The organism is Ferrovibrio sp., from assembly GCF_019636075.1.
Classification (GTDB): Bacteria; Pseudomonadota; Alphaproteobacteria; order Ferrovibrionales; family Ferrovibrionaceae; genus Ferrovibrio.
This window is the reverse complement of record NZ_JAHBYG010000023.1, coordinates 31,067-55,215: the sequence shown is the minus strand read 5'-3', so window position 1 is coordinate 55,215 and position 24,149 is coordinate 31,067. Positions and strand designations below refer to the sequence as shown.

Here is a 24,149-nt window from a genome sequence, read left to right as displayed (position 1 = left end):
GACGCAGCATGAACGATCCGGCATGGCTGAACGGAAAACCCAGCAGTATTCTTCTGGCTACCGATCTGAGCGCCCGCTGCGACCGTGCGTTGGATCGTGCTGCCGCGCTGGCCGGCGAGTGGCAGGCGCGGTTGGTGGCGGTGCATGCCATCGAGGCGGCGCCGGACATGCTGGATGGCGAAGATACCGCCGTTGCGCATGATCTGGTGGACGCGCAGATCCGCCGTGATTTGCAACATCAGTTGCCCGATATCGGCGTTGTTGTGCAGGTGGGGCGGCCGGAAAAGATCGTGCTGCAAACCGCGCGGACAGAGCAGAGCGGCCTGATCGTTACCGGCATCGCGCGGGATGAATTGCTTGGTCGTTTCGGCCTGGGCAACAGCGTAGACAGCCTGCTGCGCGGCGCACGCACGCCTGTACTGATCGTCAAGCAGCGGCCCACCGGGCCTTATGGCGATATCCTGGTTGCCAGCGATTTTTCCGAATCCTCGGCCCATGCCTTGCGCCTGGCGTTGGCCTGGTTTCCGGATCGGCGGCTTACGCTGTTCCATGCTTTCGAGCCGCCGCCGCGCGGCCTGGCCGATACCACAGCCGCGGATATCGCCGCCCAGCGCGCCGTCTTGCAGGCCGAGGCTGCCGCCTTCCTGGATCGCAGCGGTTTGAGCGACGCACAGCAGCGCGGCCTCAATCTGTTGATCGAACCGGGCCAGCCGGCCGAATTGATTGCCAGCCATGTGCTTGATCGCGGTGTGGAGCTGGTGATCCTGGGCAGCCATGGCCGCAGCGCCGTGCTGGATATCCTGCTCGGCAGTACGGCCAAGGATATCCTGTCTGACCTGGCCTGCGATGCCCTGCTGGTGCGCGAGCCACGCGCGGCGGTGGCGGCGGATTGATGGCCGCGCTTTAGCGCTGGTAACGCTCCAGCACGGCTTTCAGCAGTAAGGTGATCACGGCAATAACGGTGAGCAGGCTGGCAGCGGCAAAGGCGCCCACGGCATTGTAATCGTGATAGAGCAACTCCACTTGCAGCGGCAGCGTGTTGGTCTCGCCGCGTATGTTGCCTGATACCACCGAAACCGCGCCGAATTCGCCGATCGCCCGCGCCGTGCAGAGCACTGCGCCATACAGCAACGCCCAGCGGATCGCGGGCAGGGTTACGCGGCGGAAAATCTGCCAGCCGCTGGCGCCCAGGGTGGCGGCAGCTTCCTCGGGATCGTTGCCTTGCACCTGCATCAGCGGAATCAATTCGCGCGCCACGAACGGGCTGGTGACGAACAGGGTGACCAGCACGATGGCAGGCCAGCTGAACATCAGACGAATGCCATAGCTTTCCAGCCAGCCGCCAAACAGGCCCTGGCTGCCGTATAGCAGCAGGTAGATCACGCCGGCCACGATCGGCGAAATCGAGAAGGGGAGTTCCAGCAGGGTGAGCAGCAGTTTCTTGCCGCTGAACTGGAATTTGGCAATGGCCCAGGCGGCGGCGATGCCGAACACGATATTGATCGGCACCACCACCACCGTGGTGGCCAGGGTGAGCAGCACGGCATGGATGGTGTCTGGGTCTTGCACGCTGGCCAGATAGAAGGCCAGGCCCTTGGAGAAGGCCTGCTCGAAGATCACGAAAATCGGCGTTGCGATGAAGCCCAGTGTCAGCAGCAGGCCGAGGCCGATCAGCAGTTTGGGCATTGCGCCGGCGGCCGGGATACGATGCGCCATGGCCTTATGCCCTGCCGTTATAGCGCAGATGCCAGGCCTGCAGCAGATTGGTCAGCAGCAGGGTGACAAAGGCGGCGGCCAGAACCACCACGGCCAGCGACGCAGAGGCCGGATAATCGAATTCCTCCAGACGGATGAAGATCAGCAGGGCGGTGATTTCGGTTTTCATCGGCAGATTGCCGGCGATGAAGATGATAGCGCCGAACTCACCCAAGCAGCGGGCAAAGCCCAATGCATTGCCGGTGAGATAGGCGGGCAGGATGGCGGGAAAGACCACCTTGCGAAACACCGTGAAAGGATAGGCGCCGAGCGTGCGTGCGGATTCCTCCACATCGGGTTGGATATCCTCAAGCACCGGCTGCACGGTGCGGATCACGAAAGGCGCGCTGGTGAAGGCCATGGCAATCGCCACGCCGATTATGGTGTAAACCACTTTGATGCCGGCAGGTTCCAGCACGGCGCCGAACCAGCCATTCTTGGCATAGAGCGCAGTGAGCGCGATGCCGGCCACGGCGGTGGGCAGCGCGAAGGGAATGTCGATCAATGCATCCACGATGCGGCGACCGGGAAAATCGTAGCGCACCAGGATCCAGGCCATCAGCAGGCCATAGAGCGCATTGAATGCGGTGGCGAGGGCTGCGGCGCCCAGGGTGATCTGAAAGGAAGCAAGCGCGCGCGGAGAGGTGACGATCTGCCAGAACCGCTCCGGCCCCACTTCCGCCGATTTCAGCAGCAGGGCGGCCAGCGGCAGCAGGATCAGCACGGCAAGATATAGCAGGGTCGCGCCCATGGTGAGCCCGAAGCCCGGAAGCACATGACGGGCCACGATGGACCCGTCATGCTTAACACTGTGAGACATGATGTTTTTCTAGATTACCGTTTTACAAAAACTTGATCGAGGATGCCGCCCTCGGCGAAATGGTCCTTGTTGGCCTTTTCCCAGCCGCCGAAAACCTGCTCCACCGTGATCAGCCGCAAGTCCGGGAATTGCGCCTTGTATTTTTCCTTCACCTTCGGATGGTGCACGCGGTTGAAATGCTTGGCCAGAATCTCCTGGCCGGCTTCGCTGTAGAGGTAATCGAGATACCCCTTGGCCACAGCCTGGGTGCCTTTGCGCTCGGCAACCTTGTCCACCACGCTGACCGGGAATTCCGCCAACAGGCTTACCGACGGCGTCACCAGTTCAAAGCCCTTGTCGCCGTATTCGCGCTTGATGCCGTTGGTTTCGGCCTCGAAGGTGATCAGCACATCGCCGATCTCGCGCTCCACGAAGGTGGTGGTGGAACCACGGCCCCCGGTGTCGAACACCGGCACATTGCCCAGCAAAGTCTTCACGAAGGCCTTGGCCTTTTCCTGGTCGCCTTTGTTCTGCTCCAGGGCAAAGCCATAGGCGGCCAGATAGGTGTAGCGCGCGTTGCCCGAGGTTTTCGGATTGGGGAATATCGATTGCACGTCGGCGCGCACCAGATCAGACCAGTCTTTCACCTTCTTCGGGTTGCCCTTACGGACCAGGAAGGCCGGCAGCGAATAATAGGGCGAGGCATTATTGGGCAGGCGCTTCTGCCAATCGGCTGCCACCAGATTGCCGCGATCATGCAGAATCTGCACATCCAGCACCTGATTGAAGGTCACCACATCGGCTTGCAGGCCTTCAAGAATGGCGCGGGCTTGGCGCGAAGTGCCGGCATGGCTCTGCTTAACATCCACGGTCTGGCCGGTCTTGGCCTTCCAGTCCGCGATGAAGGCGGGGTTGATCTGGGCAAACAGCTCGCGTGCGATGTCGTAAGAGACATTCAGCAGCTCCACCGGTTTATCCTGGGCGGCGGCCGGGCCCGCAAACAGGCCGAGGGCAAGCGTATAGGCGAGGAAGCGTTTCATGGCACTGTTATTCCTTGAGGGTGTTGTTAAAGGCTGCTGTGCAGAGCCGGGGCCTGCAGTTGTTGATCTTGCTGGTTGGCGGCATGCAAGGCGGGATGGAACACCCGGCCATGCTGGATATGCACGCGCACGGCATCGCCGCGGCGCAAGCTGCGGGCCAGCGGCGCCTCGCGCGGGATAATCACTTCCAGCGGTTTGGCATAGGAAGGCAGATCCACATCGAAGCGCAGCACCGGGCCGTTGGATGCAATGGCACGGATGCGGGCCGGCGCATCGCTGGCGGCTTCCAGCAGAATTTCATGCGGACGCACGAAAAGCTGGATGGCGCCGTCGCCGGCTGCCAGGCGTTGCAGCCCGTCGGTTTCCGCGCCGCTCACACTGATATGGCCATCGGCGATTTCGGCGGTGATTTCATTCACATTGCCCAGGAAGCGCGCCACGAAAGGGCTGGCTGGGGCGTCGTAGATTTCGTCGGGCGTGCCGATCTGTTCGATGCGGCCCTGGCCCATCACCACCACGCGGTCGGCCAGTTCAAAGGCTTCTTCCTGGTCATGGGTGACGAAGATGGTGGTCATGCCCAATTGCTCATGCAACTCGCGCAGCCAGCGACGCAGATCCTTGCGAATGCGGGCATCCAGCGCGCCGAAGGGTTCGTCCAGCAGCAGCAGCTTGGGCTTGATCGCCAACGCACGCGCCAGGGCCACACGTTGCCGCTGGCCGCCGGAAAGCTGCGAGGGGAAGCGGTCGCCGAGGTTGCCGATCTGCACCAGGTTGAGCAGTTCATCCACCTGGGCGCGGATTTCATCGGCGGCAGGGCGCTGGCCGCGCGGACGCACATTCAGGCCGAAAGCCACATTGTCGCGCACCCGCATATGCTGGAACAGCGCGTAATGCTGAAACACGAAACCGACATGGCGCTTCTGGGTTTCCAGCGCCAGCCAGTCGGTGCCATCCACCTGCACATCGCCCTGATCGGGCCAATCCAGGCCGGCCAGGATGCGCAGCAGGGTGGTTTTGCCCGAGCCCGAAGCACCCAGCAGGGCCACCAATTCGCCATCGGCGATATCGAGGTCGATGCCGCGCAATACGGGCGTGGTGCCGAAGCTCTTGGTGATGCCGCGAATGGCGATGCTCATGGCGTGCTCTCCCTATTGGGAATGAACGGTTGCGCTGACTGTCTGATTTTTATTTCACGGTGATAATATGGTTTCAATTTTATTTTACAATCAGAATGAACAAATATTTTTAAAATCATCATATTTATATGTGAAATAAGGTCATTTACACCTATTTGTTCCTATTTGTTTCACGTGAAACACGTCTGGAACCAGCCGATGACCGGCAAAAGGCGGCAAAGCTGTAGCGTTGGATTCATGAGTAAAACAGCCGGCAAGGGGCGGCGACCCCAGGGTCAGGCCGCCCCCGGCTGTCAGTTAATTGCTCGGCTGTGGCAGCAGGCCCAATTCCACCAGCACCTCGTTGGCGGCCTTGAAGGCGTCCAGGCCGGCGGGGATGCCGCTATAGATCGTGGCCTGCAGCAGGATTTCCTTGATCTCGTCCACGCTCACCCCGTTATTGATGGCGCCGCGCACGTGCAGTTTCACCTCAGGAATCTTCCCCAGGGCGGTGAGCATGGCGAGGTTGAGCATGCTGCGGGTCTTGCGTTCCAGGCCGGGCCGGTCCCACACATAGCCCCAGCACCATTCGCTGGTCACGCGCTGGAAGGCCATGGTGAAATCGTTGGCCTTGGCCAGCGACTGGTCCACATATTCCTTGCCCAGCACCTCGCGGCGGACCTTAAGGCCGCGCTCGAACAAGCTGTTGATCTGATCTTCGGCCATGTTGCCTCCTCCCGGTTGGAAAGCGGCAAGCATGGCATGAAGGGTCAGAAGCCGTATAGCGCGGCCGGATTGTGGCTGAGGATTTTTTCGATTGCCGCAGCATCCGGCGCCCAATCCAAAAGCAGGTCCAGCAAGGCCGCCTCGTCGGGATAGCCGAAGCGATGCGCTTGGGCATGAGGAAAGTTGCTGGCCCACAGCATGCGCTCGGGCGCGTGATGCGCCAGGATTTTCGCCAGTTGGCCGATATCGGCATAATCCGGTGCGCCGGATTGCGAGGTTTCGTAGATCGCCGCCAGCTTCACCCAGATGCGCCCGCTATCCACCAGCCGCAGCAGGCAGCGGAAGCTTTCATGTTCCGGCGGCACCGGCTGTTGGAATTTGCCGATATGATCGATCACCACCTTGCAGGGCAGGTTGCGCAGAATGGATTCATACTGCGGCAATTCGCGGCCATCCAGTTGCACGATCACATGCCAACCCATCGGCGCGATGCGATGCGCCGTGGCTTCCAGCTTGTCCATGCCCAGCGTGCCGCCCAGCAGCGCCATGATGCGCACGCCGCGCACGCCCTTGGCATGCAATGCCTGCAAATCCGCATCCGAGATATCCGGCGGCACCACAACGATGGCACGCGCGCAGTCGCCCAGTTCGGCCACCGCATTCAAGGTTACGGTATTGTCGAAGCCATAGGCATTGGGCTGCACCACCACAACGCGCTGGATGCCCAGCCAATCCATCACCTGCCGATAATCGGCCACGGTGGCGGCCGGCGGCTGCGGCGTGCCGGGTACGGCGGTCCAGCCCTCGGCATAGAAATGGATATGCGTGTCGCACATGCCGGCGGGGGCCTGCAGCTTGGGCTTCGGCCCGGTCAGGATGCGGGTATACATGCTGTGCCTCGCTATGAAACGCGGAAACGCGACAGGGTTTCGGGATCGGGGCGGAAGCCGAGGCCCGGTGCATCGGGAATGCGGATGCTGCCATTTTGCGGCAGCGGCATGTCCAGCCCGATCCAGCGCTCCGGCTTCACATAGAGGAATTCGAATTGCGCCACTGCCTCGCAATGGGCGGCCAGTTGCAGCGTGGCCCAATAGCCGGGGCCGAAATAGGGCGAATGCGGCATCACGCTGCGGCCCAGGCTTGCCGCATGCCGCACGGTCTTTATGAACTCGCAGATGCCGCCCAGCTTCACCACGCTGGGCTGTGGGAAGGCGAGGTTAGCCGACAGGCGTTCGAATTCCTTTGCCGTACAGGCGTTTTCGCCGGCTGCCAGCGCAACGCCATGGCGCTCGGCCAGCGCTGCATGGGTTTCATAATCTTCCGGCGGAAAGATCGGCTCTTCCACCCAATATAAATCCAGCGCCTTCATGCGCGGCAGCATCGCTTCGGCCTCTTCGCGGCTCCAAGCGCAATTCACATCGGTGATCAGTTTGATATCGGGGCCCAGTGCCGTCCGCGCTGCCGCGATGGGTTCGTAGGTGATTTCATGCAGCTTCACGCATTGATAGCCTTCCGCCGCCGCCTGCGCGGCCATGGCAGCAACCGGCCCCGGTGCGCCATAGCGCACCAGGCTGGCATAGGCGGGGATGCTCTCGCGCCAACGACCGTTTTGCCCGTGCCCCCCGAGCAATCGGCTGATGCTTTGGCCCGCGCGCTGGCCGGCCAGATCCCACAGCGCGATATCCAGACCAGACAGCGCGAATTGCGTGATGCCATAGCGGCCTTGGATATGCAGCTCCAATTGCAGCCACTGCATGAAGGCGGCGATATCGCTTATTTCACGGTTCAGTACGCGCGGCCGCACCATATCGCGCAGCACGGCTTCGGTGGCGGCGGGGCAGGCGAAGGCGAAAGCTTCGCCCCAGCCTTCATGGCCGGCATCGTCGGTCAGGCGCAGCAGAACATGATCGAACTGCGTCCAGCCGCGCGGCTTGTGGCGCGGCCCGGTATAGAGGTCGTCGAAAGGCAGATCGAGGCGCAGACTCTCGAATGCCGTAATCCGCATGGTCAGCGCGCCCTTTTATCGGCGTCGTATTCCTGGCTGCAGAACGGTCCGCCCTGATACAGATCGCCCAACGGATCGGGCGGCAATTTTGCCTGGCCGGCCATCGCAGCGGCCAGATGATCGGCCGAGCGGGCTTGCGGCTTGTAACCAAGCTCCAGCGCGCGGCGGTTATCCCACCAGGCCGAAGCATTGTCAGACATGCCATAGACCACTTCATAAACCAGGCCGGGCCGTTCCAGCCCGATGCGGATCAGCGATACCAGATCGTTCGGCTCGAGCCAGATCGACATGCGGCGCTGATCCAGCGGCTCCTCGCCCACATTGCCGATGCGGATGCTGAGCACGCCCAGGCCATGCTTATGGGCATAGAGCGCCCCCAGGCCCTCGCCGAACAGCTTGCTCACGCCATAGCGCGTATCGGGCAATGGCACGGTTTCGTTGCCGATCTTGGCATCGCGGCGATGAAAGCCGACCACATGATTGGAGGAGGCGAACACCACGCGCTTCACGCCCTGCCTGCGCGCGGCCTCGAACAGATTGTAGCAGCCGATGATATTGGCCTGCAGGATGGTATCCCACGGCCCTTCGATGGAATAGCCGCCCAGATGCACGATGCCATCGATGCCCTTGCCATCCGGGCCCGCGCAGGCCCGCGAAACCGCATCGGCATCGGCGAGATCGGCGGCGATGAATGTTTCATCGGGCCGCAGGTCCGCCGGCGGTTTCAAGTCGCTCAGGATCAGTTCGGGATAGAGTGGCTTCAGCAGCTTGCGCAGACGGGTGCCGACACCGCCCGAGGCGCCGGTGAGCAATACACGTCGCATCTTCGTCACTCCCTATTGCGGCCCTAGTTTGTCGATCAGGGCCTGCAGCATTTTATGTTCTTCGGGGCTGCAATCCACCAGCGGCGTGCGCACCGGCCCGGCATCATACCCCACCAGACGTGCGCCGGCCTTGATGATGCTGACCGCATAGCCCGGCCGCCGGTTGCGGATCGCGGCATAGGGCATAAAGAAATCATCCAGGATGCGGGTGGCGGTGGCTTCGTCGTTGTCGCGGATGGCGGCATAGAATTGCATGGCGGTTTTGGGAATGAAATTGAACACCGCCGAGGAATAGACCGGCACGCCCATGGCCTTGTAGGGCGCGGCGAAGAATTCCGCCGTGGGCAGGCCGCCCAGATAGGCGAAGCGGTCGCCCATGCGGCGGCGCACCGCCACCATCAATTCCAGATCGCCGATGCCATCCTTGAAGCCGATCAGGTTGGGGCAGAGTGCGGCCAGCTTTTCCAGCGCATCGGGCCCCAGGCGGCAGATGCCGCGATTATACACGATCACGCCGATCTTCACGCTGTTGCAGATCGCGGCCACATGGCGCGATATGCCTTCCTGGTCGGCTTCCACCAGATAATGCGGCATCACCAGCAAACCGGCCGCGCCGATCTGCTCGGCCTCGCGGGCATAGGCAATGGCCTGGCGCGTGCCGTAGCCGCAACCTGCGATGATCGGCACCTTGCCCTTGCAGGTTTCCACAGCCGTGCGTACCACCGCGCCATATTCATCGGGCGCCAGCGAGAAGAATTCGCCGGTGCCGCCGGCCGAGAACAGGGCCGTGGCACCATAGGGCATCAGCCATTCCAGCCGCCGGCGATAGCCCTTGGGCTCGAACTCGCCCGCCGCATCGAAATCAGTGACCGGAAATGACAGCAGGCCATGCGAAATCGCCGCCTTCAAAGCTTGCGGATCCATACTTCCCCCCGTTTAAGAATTGCCGCGATCCATGGCGCGGCGCAGCCTTTCGCGGCTGTTGCTGAGATGCAGGCGCATGGCCGAGCGCGCGGCATCGCTATCCTGCCGCGCAATGGCCTGATAAATGTCTTCATGCTCGCGGTTCACGCGGCGCAGGTAATCGGCGCGATCATCGGCGAAGAAGCGGAAGGTCTGCACCCGGGTGCGCGGAATCATCAACTGCCCGAGATAGCTGAACAGATGGGTGAAATGGCTGTTGCCGGTGGCTTCGGCGATGGTGCGGTGGAAATCCAGATCGGGCGACACGGCGTCGTCTTCCGCGTCGATGGCGGATTCCATGGCATCCAGGGCAACACGCATCGCTTCCAGGTGTTCGGGCTGCCGGCGCTGAGCGGCGAGGGCGCAGGCCTCGGCTTCCAGGCCGATGCGCAGCTCCAGCACGTTGATCACTTCCTTCAGTACGTTCAGGCCGGTTTCGTCAATGCGGAAAGGCTGGGCGAGGGCGGCCTGCTGCACGAACGCGCCGACGCCCTGCTGGGTTTCCACCAGGCCGGATGCACGCAAGCTCGAAATCGCCTCGCGCACCACGGTGCGGCTCACGCCGAAAGCCTCGATCAGCTCCTGCTCGCTGGGCAACTTGTCGCCAGGTCGCAATTCGCCGCGGGAAATGCGGTCGGTGAGGCTTTTCACCAATTGCGAGGTCAGGGTTTCGCGTCGACGGAGGGCCGTCACTGTCTCTCTCCCGGTTATTCTGCGGTTAGGTTTAGCACAGCCCATCTTGTATGACAACTGACATATGCTTGAGCGATTTTCTGTGGATAAACTGCGGTATCAAGCCCCGCCTTATAAATTAAGTATATGAAACTAAATATATATAATAAATTTTAGAGAATATTGATCGGCTTGCAATTTTCCAGATTGACAGAAATCATCGCTGATGTTGTATGATGACACTACGACTCAACGCCTTAAACGGCGGGTCACAAATGACGGCATCGGCATAGGCTGGGCCGCACCGGGAGGAATAGACGATGAAGCTCAAGCACACCCTTGCGGCCGCGCTCGGTCTGGCCGCCGTTTTCGGATTTGCCGCCCCGCAGGCGGCGATGGCCAAGGAATTCCGTTCGGCAGACGTGCATCCGGCCGATTATCCCACCGTGGTGGCGGTGAATTACATGGCCAAGCTGATCGGCGAGCGCACCGGCGGCAAGCATAGCATCAAGGTGTTCAACCAGTCGGTGCTCGGCTCCGAGAAGGACACCATCGAGCAGACCAAGATCGGTGCGCTCGACATGGTGCGCGTCAACATCTCGCCGTTCAACAACATCGTGCCGGAAACCATCGTTCCGGCGCTGCCCTTCGTGTTCAAGTCGAAGGAGCATATGCGCCGCGTGCTGGATGGCCCGGTGGGCGACGACATCCTGAAATCGCTGGAAAGCCAGGGCTTCATCGGCCTGGCCTTTTACGACAGCGGTTCGCGCAGCTTCTACACCACCAAGAAGCCTATCAAGTCGGTGGCCGACATGAAGGGCATGAAGATCCGCGTGCAGCAATCCGACATGTGGGTGGCGATGATGCAGGCGCTGGGCGCCAATGCCACGCCGCTGCCCTATGCCGAGGTGTATACCGCGCTGAAGACCGGCGTGGTGGATGGCGCCGAGAATAACTGGCCGTCCTACGACAGCTCGCGCCATTACGAAGTGGCCAAGATGTACAGCCTGACCGAACATTCCATGGCGCCGGAATTGCTGGTCTTCTCCAAGAAGGTGTGGGACACGCTGCCGGCCGACGAGCAGGCGGTGATCCGCAAGGCGGCGAAGGATTCCGTGCCGCATATGCGCGAAGTGTGGGATGCCCGCGAAGCCGCCTCGCGCAAGACCGTGGAAGGCGGCGGTTCGCAGATCATCTCCGATCTCGACAAGAAGTCGTTCCAGGATGCGATGGTGCCGGTCTATCAGAAGTTTGCCGGCGACGCGAAGCTGCAGGCTTTGGTCAAGCGCGTTCAGGAAACCAACTAAGCGTTCCGTCCACATTTAAGCGAACCCGGGAGTATCCATGCTGCGCTGGCTGTCGCCGATCAATGCCTGGATCTCCCGGTTTTGCATGATTGTGGCCGTGGTTGGCCTGCTTACCATCGTTGCCGTGGTGGCGCTGCAGGTTTTCGGTCGCTATGTGTTGAACGACACCCCCACCTGGGCGGAAAGCCTGGCTCTTGTGCTGGTGTTGTATGTAACCATGTTCGGCGCCGCCGTAGGCGTGCGCGATGCCGGCCATATCGGCCTTGAATCCATCCTGGTGATGCTGCTGCCCGAGCGGCATCGGATCTGGGTGGAAATCCTGATCCATCTGCTGGTGCTCAGCTTCGGCGTGTTCATGGCCTGGCATGCCGGCCTCATGGCGGAATCGGTGATGGGCTACAAGATTCCCACGCTGGGCCTGCCGGAAGGCCTCAACCATGTGCCGCTCAGCATCGCTGGTGTGCTGATCGTGCTGTTTTCCATCGAACACATATTGGCCCTGCTGGCGGGCAAAGAGGTGCGTCCGTCATGGCATTGACCATCCTGGCCCTGGCATTTTTCGGCCTGCTGCTGCTCGGCGTGCCGGTGGCTTTCGCCATCGGCCTGTCCGCTATCGCCACCATCCTCTACGAGGGCTTGCCGCTGGCGGTGGTGTTCCAGCGCATGACGGCGGGGATGAATATCTTTTCCTTTCTCGCCATCCCGTTTTTCATCTTTGCCGGCGAATTGATGCTGTATGGCGGCGTAGCCGACCGCATCGTGCAATTCGCCAAGAATCTCGTCGGCCATGTGCGCGGCGGCTTGGGTATGTCCAACGTCGTGGCCTGCACGCTGTTTGGCGGCGTGTCGGGTTCGCCGGTGGCCGATGTGTCGGCCATGGGCGCGGTGATGATCCCGATGATGAAGAAAGAGGGCTATGGCGCGGATTACGCGGTGAACGTAACCACCCATGCCTCGCTGGTCGGCGCGCTTATGCCAACCAGCCACAACATGATCATCTATTCGCTGGCGGCTGGCGGCAAAGTATCCATCGCAGCCTTGATCCTGGCCGGCATGATTCCGGCTGTGCTGCTCACCATCTGTATGCTGGTGGCGGCCTATCTGGTGGCGGTGCGGCGCGGTTATCCGGCCGGCGTGTTTCCGGGCTGGGATGTGGTGTGGCGTTCCGCCGCCGCTGCCGTGCCTGGCCTGTTCGTGGTGGTGATCATCATCGTGGGCATTCTCTCGGGCGTGTTCACCGCCACTGAATCCGCCGCCGTGGCTGTGATCTATGCCATCCTGCTGGCTACCTTGCTGTATCGCTCGCTCACCTGGAACCACTTGATCAAGGCGGCGGCCAAGGCGGTGAAAACCACCGGCATCGTGCTGCTGCTGATCGGCGTGTCCAACACCTTCGGCTATCTGATCAGCCTGTATTCGGTGGCCGATCTTACCGGCCAGGCGCTCAGCAGCATCACGTCCTCGCCCTGGATGATCTTCCTGCTGGTGAATGTGATCCTGTTCGTGCTGGGCACCTTCCTCGACATGGCCGCCACCATCCTGATATGCACGCCGATCTTCCTGCCGATCTGCATGCAATACGGCATGAGCCCGGTGCAGTTCGGCATGGTGATGCTGATCAACTGCGCGCTGGGGCTGAACACGCCGCCGGTGGGCACCACGCAATTCGTCGGCTGCGCCATCGGCGGGGTGAGCATCGGCACGGTGATGCGCACGATCTGGCCGTTTTACGGCGCCTTGATCGCCGCCATGCTGCTGGTGACATATGTGCCGGCTTTCTCGCTGTTTTTGCCCAATTACTTCCTGGGCGGCAGCCACTAGGCCGATGCACCAAGCCTCGTAAGCCGGGCGGCAACCTGCTATCCAGGATGGCGGACGGCGAATCGGCGCCGCCCACGGCATGGTTAGCTGACTGATGGCCTCCGATTCCGCCGCAGCGCTTGCGGCCCTGCACAGAGTTTTCGGTTTCGAGAGTTTCCGGCCCGGACAGGCGGAAATCGTGCAGGCCGTGCTGGATCGCCAGGATGTGCTGGCGGTGATGCCCACCGGTTCGGGCAAATCGCTCTGTTATCAATTGCCCGCCATTCTGATGAACGGCCTGGCCGTAGTGGTATCGCCGCTGATTGCGCTGATGCGAGACCAGGTGCGGCAATTGCAGGGCTTCGGCGTGAATGCCGCCGCGCTGAATTCCGCCACCGACGAGGCCGAACGCCAGCGTATTTTCCGCGACCTGCGGGCGGGCGACCTGCGCCTGCTTTATGTGGCGCCCGAACGGCTGGTGCGGCCCGAGACGGTGGCTTTTCTCAAGCGCGCCAATGCCGGCCTGCTGGCCATCGACGAGGCGCATTGCGTATCGCAATGGGGCCATGATTTCCGGCCGGAATATCTCGGTCTGGGGGCCATCCGCGAAGAATTAGGCAACCTGCCCACCATCGCGCTTACCGCCACCGCCGATGCGCCCACCCGCGCCGATATCGTGCAGAAGCTGTTCCAGTCCGGCCCGCGCGAATTCATCCGCTCGTTCGACCGGCCGAACCTGCATCTGCAGATGCGCCCCAAGGCCGCCGCGCGCAAGCAGATCGGCGATTTCATCCAGGCGCGCAAGGGCCTGAGCGGCATCGTCTATTGTTCGTCGCGCCGCCGCACCGAGGAAATGGCCGAGGCGCTTGTGGGCATGGGCCATCGCGCCTTGCCCTATCATGCCGGCATGGAGCAGGGCCAGCGCGATGCCAACCAGGATATCTTCCTGCGCGAGGATGGCGTGGTGATGGTGGCCACGGTGGCTTTCGGCATGGGTATCGACAAGCCCGATGTGCGCTATGTCTGCCATGCCGACCTGCCGCGCAATGTGGAAGCCTATTACCAGGAGATCGGCCGCGCCGGCCGCGATGGCCTGCCGGCGGAGACCCTCACGCTCTATGGCCTGGACGACATGCGCTTCCGCCGCATCCAGATCGAGGATGGCGAAACCTCCGAGGAGCGCAAGCGTATCGAGCGCCAGCGCTTCAATGCCCTGGTGGCGCTGTGCGAATCGCCGCGCTGCCGGCGACAGACTCTGCTGGCCTATTTCGGCGAGGCCTCCGAACCCTGCGGCCATTGCGATCTCTGCCAGGATGGCGTGGCCACCTTCGATGGCAGCATCGAGGCACAGAAGGCGATGTCGGCCATGCTGCGCACCGGACAACGTTTCGGCACCGAACATCTGGTGCAGATTTTGCTAGGCAACAGCACCGATGCCATCCTGCGCTATGAGCATGATCGTTTGCCCACTTTCGGCGTGGGCAAGGAGCATGATGCCAATACCTGGCGCTCGATCTTCCGCCAGCTTTACGGTGCCGGCCTGATCGAGCTGGATATCGCCGGCCATGGCGCCTGGCTGATCACCGATGAAGGCAAGGCGGTGCTGCGCAAGCAGCGCGATGTACAATTGCGGCGCGAGACCTTGCAGCCTGCCGAGCGCAAGCGGCGCGGCGCGGCGGCGGCCGTGGCGGAAGTCGGGGCGGCTGACCAACCGCTGTTGGCGGCGTTGAAGGAACTGCGTCGCAAGCTGGCCGCCGAATTGCAGCAGCCGGCCTATGTGATCTTCTCGGACCGCACCTTGATCGAACTCGCCGTGAAGCGGCCAACCGCGTTGCATCGGCTCACTGAAATCCACGGCATCGGCCAGGCCAAGCTGGAGCGTTTCGGCCAGGCCTTCCTCGATGTGGTGCTGGCGCACGGGACTCTCGAAGCGGCGGATTGAGCCCTTTTCCCAATCCGGAAGCCGCCACAAAAAAACGTCACCCTCGCAACAAGTGCGAGGGTGACGGTATGGAACTTCAGCCCAGCGTGGCTTCCAGGAAGGCCAAGCTGCGGCGGCGTGCCACGGCGGCGGCGAAGGCGTCGTAATTATTCGGCCGCTGATCGCAATTGAAGCCGTGATCGGCATCGTAGACATGCGTTGTGATGGTGGGGTGCTTGGCCTTCAGCGTTTCGGCCAGGCTGACCGGGATCATCCCGTCCTTGGCGCCGAAATGCAGCAGCGACGGACATTGCGGCGCGCGGTCGGCCAACTCGGCCCAGGGGCCGCCGTAATAGCCGATCGAGGCCGACAAGCCGGGCACCAGGGCGCCTGCCGCCCAGGCTACGCCGCCGCCATAGCAATAGCCGATAATGCCCACGCGGCCGGCGCTGCCGGCAGCGGCCACGGCGGTGGCGGTGTCCTTCATGCAATCGGCCCAGTTCATCTTGCCGCGCAATTCGCGGCCCTTGGCCACATCTTCCGCGCTATAGCCGAGATCGACATTGCGCTCGAAACGGTCGTATAGCGCCGGTGCCACGCAGCGATAGCCTTCGGCGGCATAGCCATCGGCCACTGCCTTGATATGGCTGTTCACGCCGAAGATCTCCATGATCACCACCAGGCCGCCCTTGGCCGGGCCGCGCGGCTCGGCGATATAGGCGGAAAAGCTGTGGCGGTCTTCGGCGGTGAGGCTGGTGATGCTGCCCATGGCGAAATGTCCCGATTGTCTATTGGCCCGGATGAATATTCTCGATGATCCAGGATGACCTGGAACGGTTACGGTGGCATGATCGTCACCGTCTCGCAACAATGCCTTTTTCCGTTCCGGTGCTTTTTCCTCCATGATCCTCTCTCCCCTGGTGATCGGCCTTGTGCTGTTCGCGGCGCTCACGCATGCGAGCTGGAACGCCATGGTCAAGAGCGATACCGACCGGCAGACCAGCCTGGCTCTGGTCTGCCTGGCCGGCAGCCTGTTCGGCGCTGCGTTGCTGCCCTTCACCGATCCTGATGGCATGACACCGGAAGCCTGGAAATGGGTGCTCGGTTCGGCGCTGGTGCATTGCTGTTATTACGCCTGCCTGCTGCAAGCCTATCGCTTCGGCGATCTGGGCCAGGTTTATCCGATTGCGCGCGGCACCGGGCCGCTGTTGCTGGCGTTGTTTTCCGGCGTGGTTTTCGGCGAGGCGCTGAACACCCGCGAATTCATTGGGGCCGGCATCGTATCGCTGGGTATTTTCAGCCTGGCCTTCGGCGGCAATGCCAACAGAACCCTGGCCGAGCGGCGCCATGCCATCGGTTTCGCGTTTCTCACCGGCTGTACGATTGCCAGCTATCTGATGATCGACGGGCGGGGCGTGCGCGCGGCCAATGATCCCTTTGCCTATATCGCTTGGATGAACATCATCGAGGGCCCCTGGGTGGCGGCCTTTGCATTGCTCACCCGCCGCACGGCGTTTATCTCGGCGGCGAAACGCGGCTGGAAGCGCGGCTTCGCCGGCGGTTTCATCGCCGCTTTGGGTTATGGCATTGCGATCTGGGCCTTCACCAAGGGCGGGGCGGCGCATGTGGCCAGCCTGCGCGAAACCAGCGTGATATTCGCCGCCGCCATCGGTGCGCTGCTGCTGAAGGAAGGCTTCGGCCTGCGCCGCATTCTGGCTGCGGCCCTGGTGGCCAGCGGCTTGATATTGATGAACTGGCGCGGCTGATTTCAGCGCGGCTTTCGCAAGCTCAGGCCGGTCTTCAACGCGGCTTTCGCAAGCTCAGGCCGATGCTGGTCATGGTCATGATCAGCGCGTCATGCTGGTTGAACACCTCGATCAGGAATTTTGCCGAGCCGATATCGGGCCGGCTTTTCGAGGGAGTCTTTTCGGTGCAGGTCCAACGCACGCGGATGGTATCGCCCGGACGCACCGGCTGTTTCCAGGTCAGATCGTCGAAACCCGGCGAGCCCAGCGAGGCGCGCACATCGATGGCGCTATCCACGATCAGCCGCATGGTTACCGAGGCGGTGTGCCAGCCCGAGGCGATGATGCCGCCGAAAATGTAATTCTTCGCTGCCGCCGGATCGGTATGGAAGGGTTGCGGGTCGAATTGCCTGGCGAAGGCGATGATGGCGTCCTCGGTGAAGGTGTGGCTGCCGGTCTCGATGCTGTCGCCGATATTGAGGTCGTCGAAATAGCGCATGGTTCAGCCCTCCTGGCCGGCCTGGGGCTGGGGGCGGCGGCCATACATGCCCTTGCCGCGCATGGTCATCACCACATCGCCATCCTGGTTGCGCATTTCATATTCGGTGGTGACAACGCCGCGATCGGGCTTGCTGGCCGATGCCTTGGTTTCCACAACGGTGCCGCGCAGGGTCAGCACATCGCCCGGTCGCACCGGCTTGATCCAGCGCAGGCGCTCCACACCCGGCGAGCCCATCGAAGCCGAACCGTTGATCAGGTGATCCACCATCAGCCGCATGGTCATGCCGATAGTATGCCAGCCCGATGCGATGATGCCGCCATAGGGCGTGCGCGCGGCGGCCTCGCGGTCGATATGGAAAGGCTGCGGGTCGTATTCCTTGGCGAAGGCGATGATTTCCGCCTCGCTCACCGGACGCGGCGGAAACTCGTTCACCTGGCCAACGGCGAAATCATCGAAATACCGCATCCCAACCTCCCTGAAACCGCCTCAGGTGTTGAAGCGGAAATGGAATACATCGCCATCCTGCACGATGTATTCCTTGCCTTCCAGCCGCAGCTTGCCGGCTTCGCGTGCGCCGGCCTCGCCCTTGCCGGATACGTAATCGGCATAGGCGATGGTTTCGGCGCGGATGAAGCCTTTCTCGAAATCGGTGTGGATCACGCCGGCGGCTTCCGGCGCGCGGGCGCCCTTATGCACGGTCCAGGCACGGGCTTCCTTGGGGCCCACGGTGAAGAAAGTGAGCAATTCCAGCAGGCCGTAGCCGGCACGGATCACGCGGGTCAGGCCGGTTTCCTCCAGGCCCAGATCAGCCAGGAAGGCCTGCTTCTCTTCGTCGGAATCGAGCTGCGCCACTTCCGCCTCGATGGCAGCCGAGATGATCACGCAGCCGGCATGCTGGGCCTCGGCCATCGCCTGCACCTTGGCAGTGAAGGCATTGCCGGTGGCGGCCGAAGCCTCTTCCACGTTGCACACATACAGCACCGGCTTGGACGTGAGCAGCATCAGCTCGCGGTAGATTTTCCGCTCGTCATCCTTGGGCGGTACGCTGCGGGCCGGCTTGCCATCGCGCAGGGCCACAAGGATGCGCTCGATCAGCGCCAGCCGCGCCTTGGCATCTTCATCGCCCTGCTTGGCCTTCTTGGCAAAGCCGTCCACGCGCTTTTCCAGGCTGTCCAGATCGGCCAGCATCAATTCGGTTTCCACCGTTTCGGCATCGGCCACCGGATCTACGCGGCCTTCCACATGGGTGATGTCGCCATCCTCGAAGCAGCGCAGCACATGGCAGATCGCATCCACTTCGCGGATATGTGCCAGGAACTGGTTGCCCAGGCCTTCGCCCTTGGAGGCGCCACGCACCAGGCCGGCGATATCCACGAAGCTGAGCTGGGTGGGGATGATCTTGGCCGAACCGGCAATGCCGGCCAGCACATCCAGCCGTGGATCTGGCACACCCACCAGGCCGGTATTCGGCTCGATGGTGCAGAACGGATAATTGGCTGCCTGCGCGGCGGCGGTTTGCGTCAGCGCGTTGAAAAGCGTGGACTTGCCCACATTGGGCAGGCCGACGATGCCGCATTTGAAACCCATCGTATCAATCCTTCGGTTTTTCGATCTTGGCAGGCTTGGGCGTTTCAGGCTTGGGCGGGGCCAGCTTCTGCGCCACGCGGGTGGCGAAGCCGGCATCGTCGCCCTTGCCGAGATAGGGAGCGAATTCGGCTATGGCATCCAGCAAGGGCTGCAGCCATTGCTTTTCTTCGCCTGAGAAATTCTGCAGCACAAAGCCCAGCACGCGCTCGCGGCCGGGATGGCCGATGCCGATGCGCATGCGGCGGTAATCCGGCCCCAATGCCGCATCCACCGAACGCAGGCCGTTATGTCCGGCATGGCCGCCGCCCAATTTGAGGCGGATCTTGCCCGGCGCGAGATCCAGTTCGTCATGCAGCACGAGGATTTCGGCCGGCGCCAGCTTGTAGAAATGCGCGGCTTCCTGCACGGCGCGGCCGGAATTGTTCATGTAGGTATGCGGCTTCAATGCCAGGGTTTTCACGCCGCCCAGCATGCCTTCCGCCGCCTCGCCCTGAAAGCGCTTGCGGAACGGGGCAAAGCCATGGCGTTCGGCAATGGCATCCACAGCCATGAAGCCGACATTGTGGCGCTGGTTTCGGTGTTCGGGGCCTGGATTGCCCAGGCCGACGAGAAGCAGCATGGGAGAGGTTCCGCCAGGCAGGGAAGAAAGGGGATACCGCGGCGGCCGGGATGATGATCCAGGCCGCCGCGGCGATAGGCGTTACTTCTTGCCGGCGGGCTTGGCAGCCGGCTTGGCAGCAGCGGCAGCCGGGGCAGCCTTGCCACCGGCAGCAGCGGCCGGAGCGGCCTTGCCACCAGCGGCCGGAGCGGCAGCAGCGGCAGCCTCGGCCTTCGGCTTCTCTTCCTCGGCCTTGCTCGGCGGGGCGATGGTGGCGACGGTGAAATCGCGATCCTGGATCACCGGCTTCAGGCTGTCGGGCAGATTGAAGGCGCTGATATGGATCGAATGGGTGATTTCCATGCCCGCCAGGCTGAGCGAGATATTCTCGGGGATCAGCTCGGGGTTCACGTAGAACTCCACCTCGTGACGCACCACGTTGAGCACGCCGCCCAGCTTCAGGCCAGGCGAGGCTTCGTGATCGGTGAACACCACCGGCACGAACACGCGGATGCGGCTATCCTTGCCCACGCGCTGGAAATCGACATGGATCGGCCGGTCGGAAACCGGATCGAGCTGCACGTCGCGGGCCAACACACGTTCGGAACGGCCGCCGAGATCGAGGTCGAACAAACGGGAGAAGAAGCTGCCCTTGTGCAGTTCCTTCATCAGTTCGCGGCTTTCGACGGAGATCAATTCCGGCGTCTTTTTGTCGCCGTAGATGACCCCCGGAACGCGCCCGTCGAGACGGGTTTTCCGGGCGGTCCCCTTGCCGGCCCTTACTCTCGCCGCAGCGGCGAGACTGGTTACTTCACGCATGATACACTCCTCTTGCGCTTTGCTCGCGGCCCGGCACCACGCCTAGGGCCGCTTCCGATGCCGGCCTCCAGGGGTGCCGCGCATCGAAACCGTGAAACTCTAAACCTCAGTCGAACAGGCTCGAAACCGAGCTTTCCTCGCTGATGCGGCGCATCGCCTCGCCGATCAGGGGCGCGATCGATACCTGCCGGATATTGCGGGCCAGCCGCTGGGCTTCGGTGGCCAGGATGCTGTCGGTGATCACCAGGCCTTCCAACTCGCTGGCGGTCACGCGCGCCACGGCGCCGCCCGAAAGCACGCCATGGGTCACGTAAGCGAAAACCGATTTGGCGCCATGCTTCTTCAGCGCTTCGGCGGCGTTGCACAGCGTGCCGGCGGAATCCACGATATCGTCCACCAGAATGCAGCGCCGGCCTTCCACATCGCCGATGATGTTCATCACTTCCGAAACCCCGGCGCGTTCGCGACGCTTGTCCACGATGGCCAGATCGCATTCCAGCCGCTTGGCGATGTTGCGCGCGCGCACCACGCCGCCCACGTCGGGCGATACAACCATCAGATCGTCGCGCGGGCCGGAAGCCAGCAGATGCTGCTTGATATCGGCGGTCAGCACCGGACCGGCCATCAGGTTGTCGGTCGGCAGATCGAAGAAGCCCTGAATCTGGCCGGCATGCAGGTCCAGCGTCAGCACGCGGTTGGCGCCGGCTGCGGTGATCAGGTTGGCCACCAGCTTGGCCGAGATCGGCGTGCGCGGACCGGGCTTGCGATCTTGCCGGGCATAGCCGAAATACGGGATCACGGCGGTGATGCGGCGGGCCGAGGCGCGCTTCAGCGCATCGATGCAGACCAGCAATTCCATCAGATGGTCGTTGGCCGGGTAGCTGGTGCTCTGGATCACGAACACGTCTTCGCCGCGCACGTTTTCGTGGATCTCGACGAACACTTCCATATCGGAAAACCGCCGCACGCTCGCTTTGGTGAGCGGCACGCTCAGGTAAGCGGCAATGGCTTCCGCCAGCGGACGGTTGGAGTTACCCGCTAAAACCTTCATGAAAACGCTCGTGCTGTGCTGGAAGCTCGGGGGGAGAAAAGCCGGGCGGAATATAGCCCCCGGACCCCGCCCTGTAAACCGCCAAAAAACCGTTTAATTCAAAGGCTTGGCAGAAAGGGGCGGGCCGAGGCGGGCCAGCAGGTCGCGCAGGCCCTCCGCGCCGCCCTGAGCGGCCAGTCTGGCCACCGGCCCCCAGGCGCCATCCAGCGTGCCGCGGGGCACCTGATTGGCCTGTCCCACATCGCCCAATCTGGTGCCGTCCGGACGTTGCAAAACCCAGTTCAGGCTCACGGTTTGGCGTTGCGGGCCGGCATCGTCCAGCTTCACCTCGCACAGCACCAGGTAATCGGCTTCCTGGCGATTCAGTACCACCCGGGCGGCCCCCATGCGCAACAGCCATTCGCGCAGCGCCACAGCCAGGGCCTGGTTGCCATCGCCCGGTGCGCCGGTGAATGGCAGCAGCGCTACTTTCGGCAAGGCGGCAACCGCTTCGGCGCTGCTGGCCGCAGCCGGAATGCCAGCGCGGGCATCCAGCGCCGCCGCCACGCGACTGGCCAGGGCAAGCGCCAGCCCCTCGCGGGTGCGCTCGTCGGCTTGGTTCAAGGCGGCTGCGGTCATGCCCAGGGGATAGTCTGGCCCATTCAGCGGCGCCGTGCGGGGGCGCGCCACCTGCCAGGCCCAGAGCAGCCGGCCGTTCTCATCCTCGATCAGCGCCGAGGTGAGATCGGACGAGCCGAGGCTGCGGGTGGCCGTGCTGGCGGGAATCTCGCGGGCCAGCAGGGCCGCGGCCACGCGCGCGGCCAGATCGCTATCCAGCGGCGGCTCGGCGCCCGTCACCGGCGCCACATACAGGCTCACCTCGCCGATCGGCATGGTGAGCGGAAATTCGCCTGGCACTTTCGAATCCGGCTGGAATGGCTGCGGTAGCGGCTGGCAGGCCGCCAGCAGCGCCATGCAGGCAAGGGCGATGCCTCTAGCCGATGACACAGCTTGCCACCATTGCCAGCAGGAACATGACCAGGAAGATGAAAAGATGCGGCATGGCATCGCTCAGTCGCTGAGTGCGATGGCGGCAATCTGCCGGCCGTAATCGGCCTCTCCAGCCAAGGTCATGCGGCGATAACTGTAGAAGCGTTCGGCATCCGAGCGGGTATCCAGGCCGCAATCCACCGCATCCACATGCAGGCCGCGCAAACGCTGCAGCAGATAGCCGGGCAGATCGAATTGCCAATGGCCGGGGCGTTGGCCGGCGCCGAACCAGGCAGCGTTGGCCGGTTCCTGCTTGAGGAATGTGTCGCGGAACGGATCGCTTACTTCGTAGCTGGCCTGGCGGATGCAGGGGCCGATGGCGGCCTTGATGCGGCTGCGCGCGGCGCCAAGCTGTTCCATCGCTGCAATCGTGGCATCCGCCGCGCCATACAACGCGCCGCGCCAGCCGGCATGGCAAGCGCCGATAACGCCGGCCTTGGCATCGGCGAACAGTACGGGCGCGCAATCGGCGGCCAGAATGCCAAGCGCCACGCCGCGTCGTTTCGTCACCAACCCATCGGCCTTGGGGCGTGCGGCAAAATCGTAAGCCTCGTCGATCACCACCACATCGCGGCCATGCACCTGATACAGCGTGGCCAAGCGGCCCGCTGCGCCCATATGGCCGGCCACGCGGGCGCGGTTGGTCTGCACGGCGGTGGCGTCGTCGGCCGAGCCGGGGCCGCAATTCAACGAGGCGTAAAGCCCGGTGGATACGCCGCCCTGGCGGGTGAAAAAACCATGGCGCAGGCCATCGGCGGCCAGATGCGGCAGGGTGATCGGTTCGAGATAGGAGGTGGTCTGCATCAGAATCCGGCGGGTCGGGCAGACTCGGCTGCCGTGAGGGCGATAGCCTGGAATAGATTGCCCATGGCATCGGCGGCGGTCAATCGCTGCATGGCTGCGCTGATTGCGGCGGATTGTTCCGGCGTGGCCTTCTGTTGCAGTTTCTCGGCGCGCATCTCGATGCCCAATCGGCGCAGCAAGTCGCCTTGCGCCACCGCGCCATGGGCTTTGATGCCGGCTTGATTTGCGGTGCGGGCCAGACTTGCGAAATCCACATGCGCGGTGAGATCGGCTTCGCCTGGATGCTGCAACGGATCGGCAAAGCCTTTATTGCGCAACGCCTGGAAAGTATCGCCGAAGCCGCTTTGCGCCGGGCCGTAATCCACGAACAGCGCCATGCCGCTCTGGCTTTGGATGCGCGCGGCGACTTCACCGATGAAGGCATGGGCGGCGGGGCAGGTTTCCAGGATCGCGCCGGGCGCTGCATCCCGGCTTTGCAGGGGGCGGGTCTGCAAGGGCAGCGTTTGGCTATCCAGCACGAAGCGCAGGCCGTTGCCATCTTCGCTCAAGGCCACACGGCGTTCATGCCAGCCGGTTTCGCCGCGCTGATATTGCCGGATCGGCAGGGCATCGAGAAATTCGTTGGCCAGCAGGATGAAGGGCGCGTCTGCTGGCAGGGCGGCGATATCCTCCAGCCACAGCGCGGCTTCGCCGCCCAGCGTCGCTTGCTGAATGGCGCGCAGTTTGGGCGAGGCCTCGATCAGCACCGGCGTTATGGCGGTGCGGAAGGGCGGCAATGCCCGGGCCGCGCGCAAGGCATCATGCATGAGCGTGCCGCGTCCCGGTCCGGCTTCCACCAGATAGAGTTTGGCCGGCCTGCCAAGCGCCTGCCAGCCATCGGCGGCCCACAGCCCCAGCAATTCACCGAACATCTGGCTGATCTCGGGCGCGGTGATGAAATCGCCGGCCATGCCGATGCTGTCATGCGTGGTGTAATAGCCGAAGCGCGGATGCAGCAGGCATTCCGTCATGTAATCGGCCAGCGATATCGGACCTTCCGCCGTGATGCGGGCCGCCAGATGCGCGAACAGGCCGGTGGTCATTCCCG

General features: G+C 62.9%; 26 protein-coding genes. 6 read left to right on the top strand and 20 right to left on the bottom strand.

Annotation, left to right across the window (positions count from 1 at the left end):
• Positions 1-8: 8 nt before the first annotated feature.
• A complete protein-coding gene (locus KF827_RS11330; RefSeq protein WP_291005118.1) occupies positions 9-893 on the top strand; it encodes a universal stress protein in 885 nt (294 codons plus the stop codon).
• A gap of 10 nt (positions 894-903) precedes the next feature.
• Here KF827_RS11330 and cysW read toward each other — a convergent pair whose 3' ends face one another.
• From cysW to KF827_RS11280, 10 genes are all read right to left on the bottom strand, one after another.
• The gene (cysW, locus tag KF827_RS11325; protein ID WP_291005115.1) at positions 904-1,716 is read right to left on the bottom strand and encodes a sulfate ABC transporter permease subunit CysW; all 813 of its coding nucleotides are present in this window, start codon (positions 1,714-1,716) and stop codon (positions 904-906) included.
• 4 nt (positions 1,717-1,720) lie between these two features.
• On the bottom strand, positions 1,721-2,575 hold the full coding sequence (gene cysT / locus KF827_RS11320) for a sulfate ABC transporter permease subunit CysT (RefSeq protein ID WP_291005112.1): 855 nt from the start codon (positions 2,573-2,575) through the stop codon (positions 1,721-1,723).
• Positions 2,576-2,589: 14 nt separating this feature from the next.
• Positions 2,590-3,594, bottom strand: a complete 1,005-nt coding sequence (locus KF827_RS11315) for a sulfate ABC transporter substrate-binding protein (RefSeq protein ID WP_291005109.1) — start codon at positions 3,592-3,594, stop codon at positions 2,590-2,592.
• A 26-nt stretch (positions 3,595-3,620) separates the two neighbouring features.
• A complete protein-coding gene (locus KF827_RS11310) occupies positions 3,621-4,730 on the bottom strand; it encodes a sulfate/molybdate ABC transporter ATP-binding protein (RefSeq protein ID WP_291005106.1) in 1,110 nt (369 codons plus the stop codon).
• 297 nt (positions 4,731-5,027) lie between these two features.
• Positions 5,028-5,435, bottom strand: a complete 408-nt coding sequence (locus KF827_RS11305; RefSeq protein ID WP_291005103.1) for a carboxymuconolactone decarboxylase family protein — start codon at positions 5,433-5,435, stop codon at positions 5,028-5,030.
• A 44-nt stretch (positions 5,436-5,479) separates the two neighbouring features.
• On the bottom strand, positions 5,480-6,325 hold the full coding sequence (locus KF827_RS11300) for an amidohydrolase family protein (RefSeq protein ID WP_291005100.1): 846 nt from the start codon (positions 6,323-6,325) through the stop codon (positions 5,480-5,482).
• An 11-nt stretch (positions 6,326-6,336) separates the two neighbouring features.
• The gene (locus KF827_RS11295) at positions 6,337-7,440 is read right to left on the bottom strand and encodes a mandelate racemase/muconate lactonizing enzyme family protein (protein WP_291005098.1); all 1,104 of its coding nucleotides are present in this window, start codon (positions 7,438-7,440) and stop codon (positions 6,337-6,339) included.
• Positions 7,441-7,442: 2 nt separating this feature from the next.
• Positions 7,443-8,264, bottom strand: coding sequence for an NAD(P)-dependent oxidoreductase (locus KF827_RS11290; protein WP_291005095.1), 822 nt, complete (start codon positions 8,262-8,264; stop codon positions 7,443-7,445).
• A gap of 12 nt (positions 8,265-8,276) precedes the next feature.
• Positions 8,277-9,188, bottom strand: coding sequence for a 5-dehydro-4-deoxyglucarate dehydratase (gene kdgD, locus KF827_RS11285; RefSeq protein ID WP_291005091.1), 912 nt, complete (start codon positions 9,186-9,188; stop codon positions 8,277-8,279).
• Between the two features lie 12 nt (positions 9,189-9,200).
• On the bottom strand, positions 9,201-9,920 hold the full coding sequence (locus KF827_RS11280) for a FadR/GntR family transcriptional regulator (protein ID WP_291005088.1): 720 nt from the start codon (positions 9,918-9,920) through the stop codon (positions 9,201-9,203).
• 299 nt (positions 9,921-10,219) lie between these two features.
• Here KF827_RS11280 and KF827_RS11275 point away from each other — a divergent pair, with 299 nt between their 5' ends.
• The 4 genes from KF827_RS11275 (at position 10,220) to recQ (ending at position 14,948) form a co-directional block, all read left to right on the top strand.
• Complete coding sequence (locus tag KF827_RS11275) at positions 10,220-11,206, top strand: TRAP transporter substrate-binding protein (protein WP_291005085.1); 987 nt, start codon at positions 10,220-10,222, stop codon at positions 11,204-11,206.
• A gap of 37 nt (positions 11,207-11,243) precedes the next feature.
• A complete protein-coding gene (locus KF827_RS11270) occupies positions 11,244-11,744 on the top strand; it encodes a TRAP transporter small permease (RefSeq protein WP_291005082.1) in 501 nt (166 codons plus the stop codon).
• A complete protein-coding gene (locus tag KF827_RS11265; RefSeq protein WP_291005079.1) occupies positions 11,735-13,027 on the top strand; it encodes a TRAP transporter large permease in 1,293 nt (430 codons plus the stop codon). Before KF827_RS11270 ends, KF827_RS11265 begins: the two co-directional genes overlap by 10 nt.
• Positions 13,028-13,121: 94 nt before the next feature.
• Positions 13,122-14,948 (top strand): DNA helicase RecQ, encoded by a 1,827-nt coding sequence (gene recQ / locus KF827_RS11260; RefSeq protein ID WP_291005076.1) that lies wholly within the window; start codon positions 13,122-13,124, stop codon positions 14,946-14,948.
• Positions 14,949-15,024: 76 nt separating this feature from the next.
• Here the strand turns inward: recQ and KF827_RS11255 are convergent, their stop codons facing one another.
• Complete coding sequence (locus KF827_RS11255; protein WP_291005074.1) at positions 15,025-15,696, bottom strand: dienelactone hydrolase family protein; 672 nt, start codon at positions 15,694-15,696, stop codon at positions 15,025-15,027.
• A gap of 133 nt (positions 15,697-15,829) precedes the next feature.
• Between KF827_RS11255 and KF827_RS11250 the strand changes: the two genes are divergently transcribed.
• Positions 15,830-16,693 (top strand): EamA family transporter, encoded by an 864-nt coding sequence (locus tag KF827_RS11250; protein WP_291005071.1) that lies wholly within the window; start codon positions 15,830-15,832, stop codon positions 16,691-16,693.
• A gap of 34 nt (positions 16,694-16,727) precedes the next feature.
• On the opposite strand, the gene KF827_RS11245 is transcribed toward KF827_RS11250, so the two are convergent.
• The 9 genes from KF827_RS11245 to KF827_RS11205 all read right to left on the bottom strand — a co-directional run bounded on the left by KF827_RS11245 (position 16,728) and on the right by KF827_RS11205 (position 24,144).
• Positions 16,728-17,171, bottom strand: coding sequence for a MaoC family dehydratase (locus KF827_RS11245; RefSeq protein ID WP_291005068.1), 444 nt, complete (start codon positions 17,169-17,171; stop codon positions 16,728-16,730).
• Between the two features lie 3 nt (positions 17,172-17,174).
• Positions 17,175-17,639 (bottom strand): MaoC family dehydratase, encoded by a 465-nt coding sequence (locus KF827_RS11240; protein WP_291005065.1) that lies wholly within the window; start codon positions 17,637-17,639, stop codon positions 17,175-17,177.
• Between the two features lie 21 nt (positions 17,640-17,660).
• Positions 17,661-18,761 carry a redox-regulated ATPase YchF gene (ychF, locus tag KF827_RS11235; protein ID WP_291005061.1) on the bottom strand — a complete coding sequence of 367 codons (1,101 nt, stop codon included), beginning with the start codon at positions 18,759-18,761 and terminating at the stop codon, positions 17,661-17,663.
• 4 nt (positions 18,762-18,765) lie between these two features.
• Positions 18,766-19,380, bottom strand: a complete 615-nt coding sequence (gene pth / locus KF827_RS11230; RefSeq protein WP_291005057.1) for an aminoacyl-tRNA hydrolase — start codon at positions 19,378-19,380, stop codon at positions 18,766-18,768.
• 81 nt (positions 19,381-19,461) lie between these two features.
• Positions 19,462-20,178 (bottom strand): 50S ribosomal protein L25/general stress protein Ctc, encoded by a 717-nt coding sequence (locus tag KF827_RS11225; RefSeq protein WP_367273140.1) that lies wholly within the window; start codon positions 20,176-20,178, stop codon positions 19,462-19,464.
• Between the two features lie 106 nt (positions 20,179-20,284).
• Positions 20,285-21,229, bottom strand: a complete 945-nt coding sequence (locus KF827_RS11220) for a ribose-phosphate pyrophosphokinase (RefSeq protein ID WP_291005053.1) — start codon at positions 21,227-21,229, stop codon at positions 20,285-20,287.
• Positions 21,230-21,322: 93 nt separating this feature from the next.
• Complete coding sequence (locus KF827_RS11215; RefSeq protein ID WP_291005050.1) at positions 21,323-22,216, bottom strand: hypothetical protein; 894 nt, start codon at positions 22,214-22,216, stop codon at positions 21,323-21,325.
• Between the two features lie 63 nt (positions 22,217-22,279).
• Positions 22,280-23,062 (bottom strand): peptidoglycan editing factor PgeF, encoded by a 783-nt coding sequence (gene pgeF, locus KF827_RS11210; protein WP_291005047.1) that lies wholly within the window; start codon positions 23,060-23,062, stop codon positions 22,280-22,282.
• On the bottom strand, positions 23,062-24,144 hold the full coding sequence (locus KF827_RS11205) for an SAM-dependent methyltransferase (RefSeq protein WP_291005044.1): 1,083 nt from the start codon (positions 24,142-24,144) through the stop codon (positions 23,062-23,064). The genes pgeF and KF827_RS11205 overlap by 1 nt, the downstream gene beginning before the upstream one ends.
• Positions 24,145-24,149: the final 5 nt, after the last annotated feature.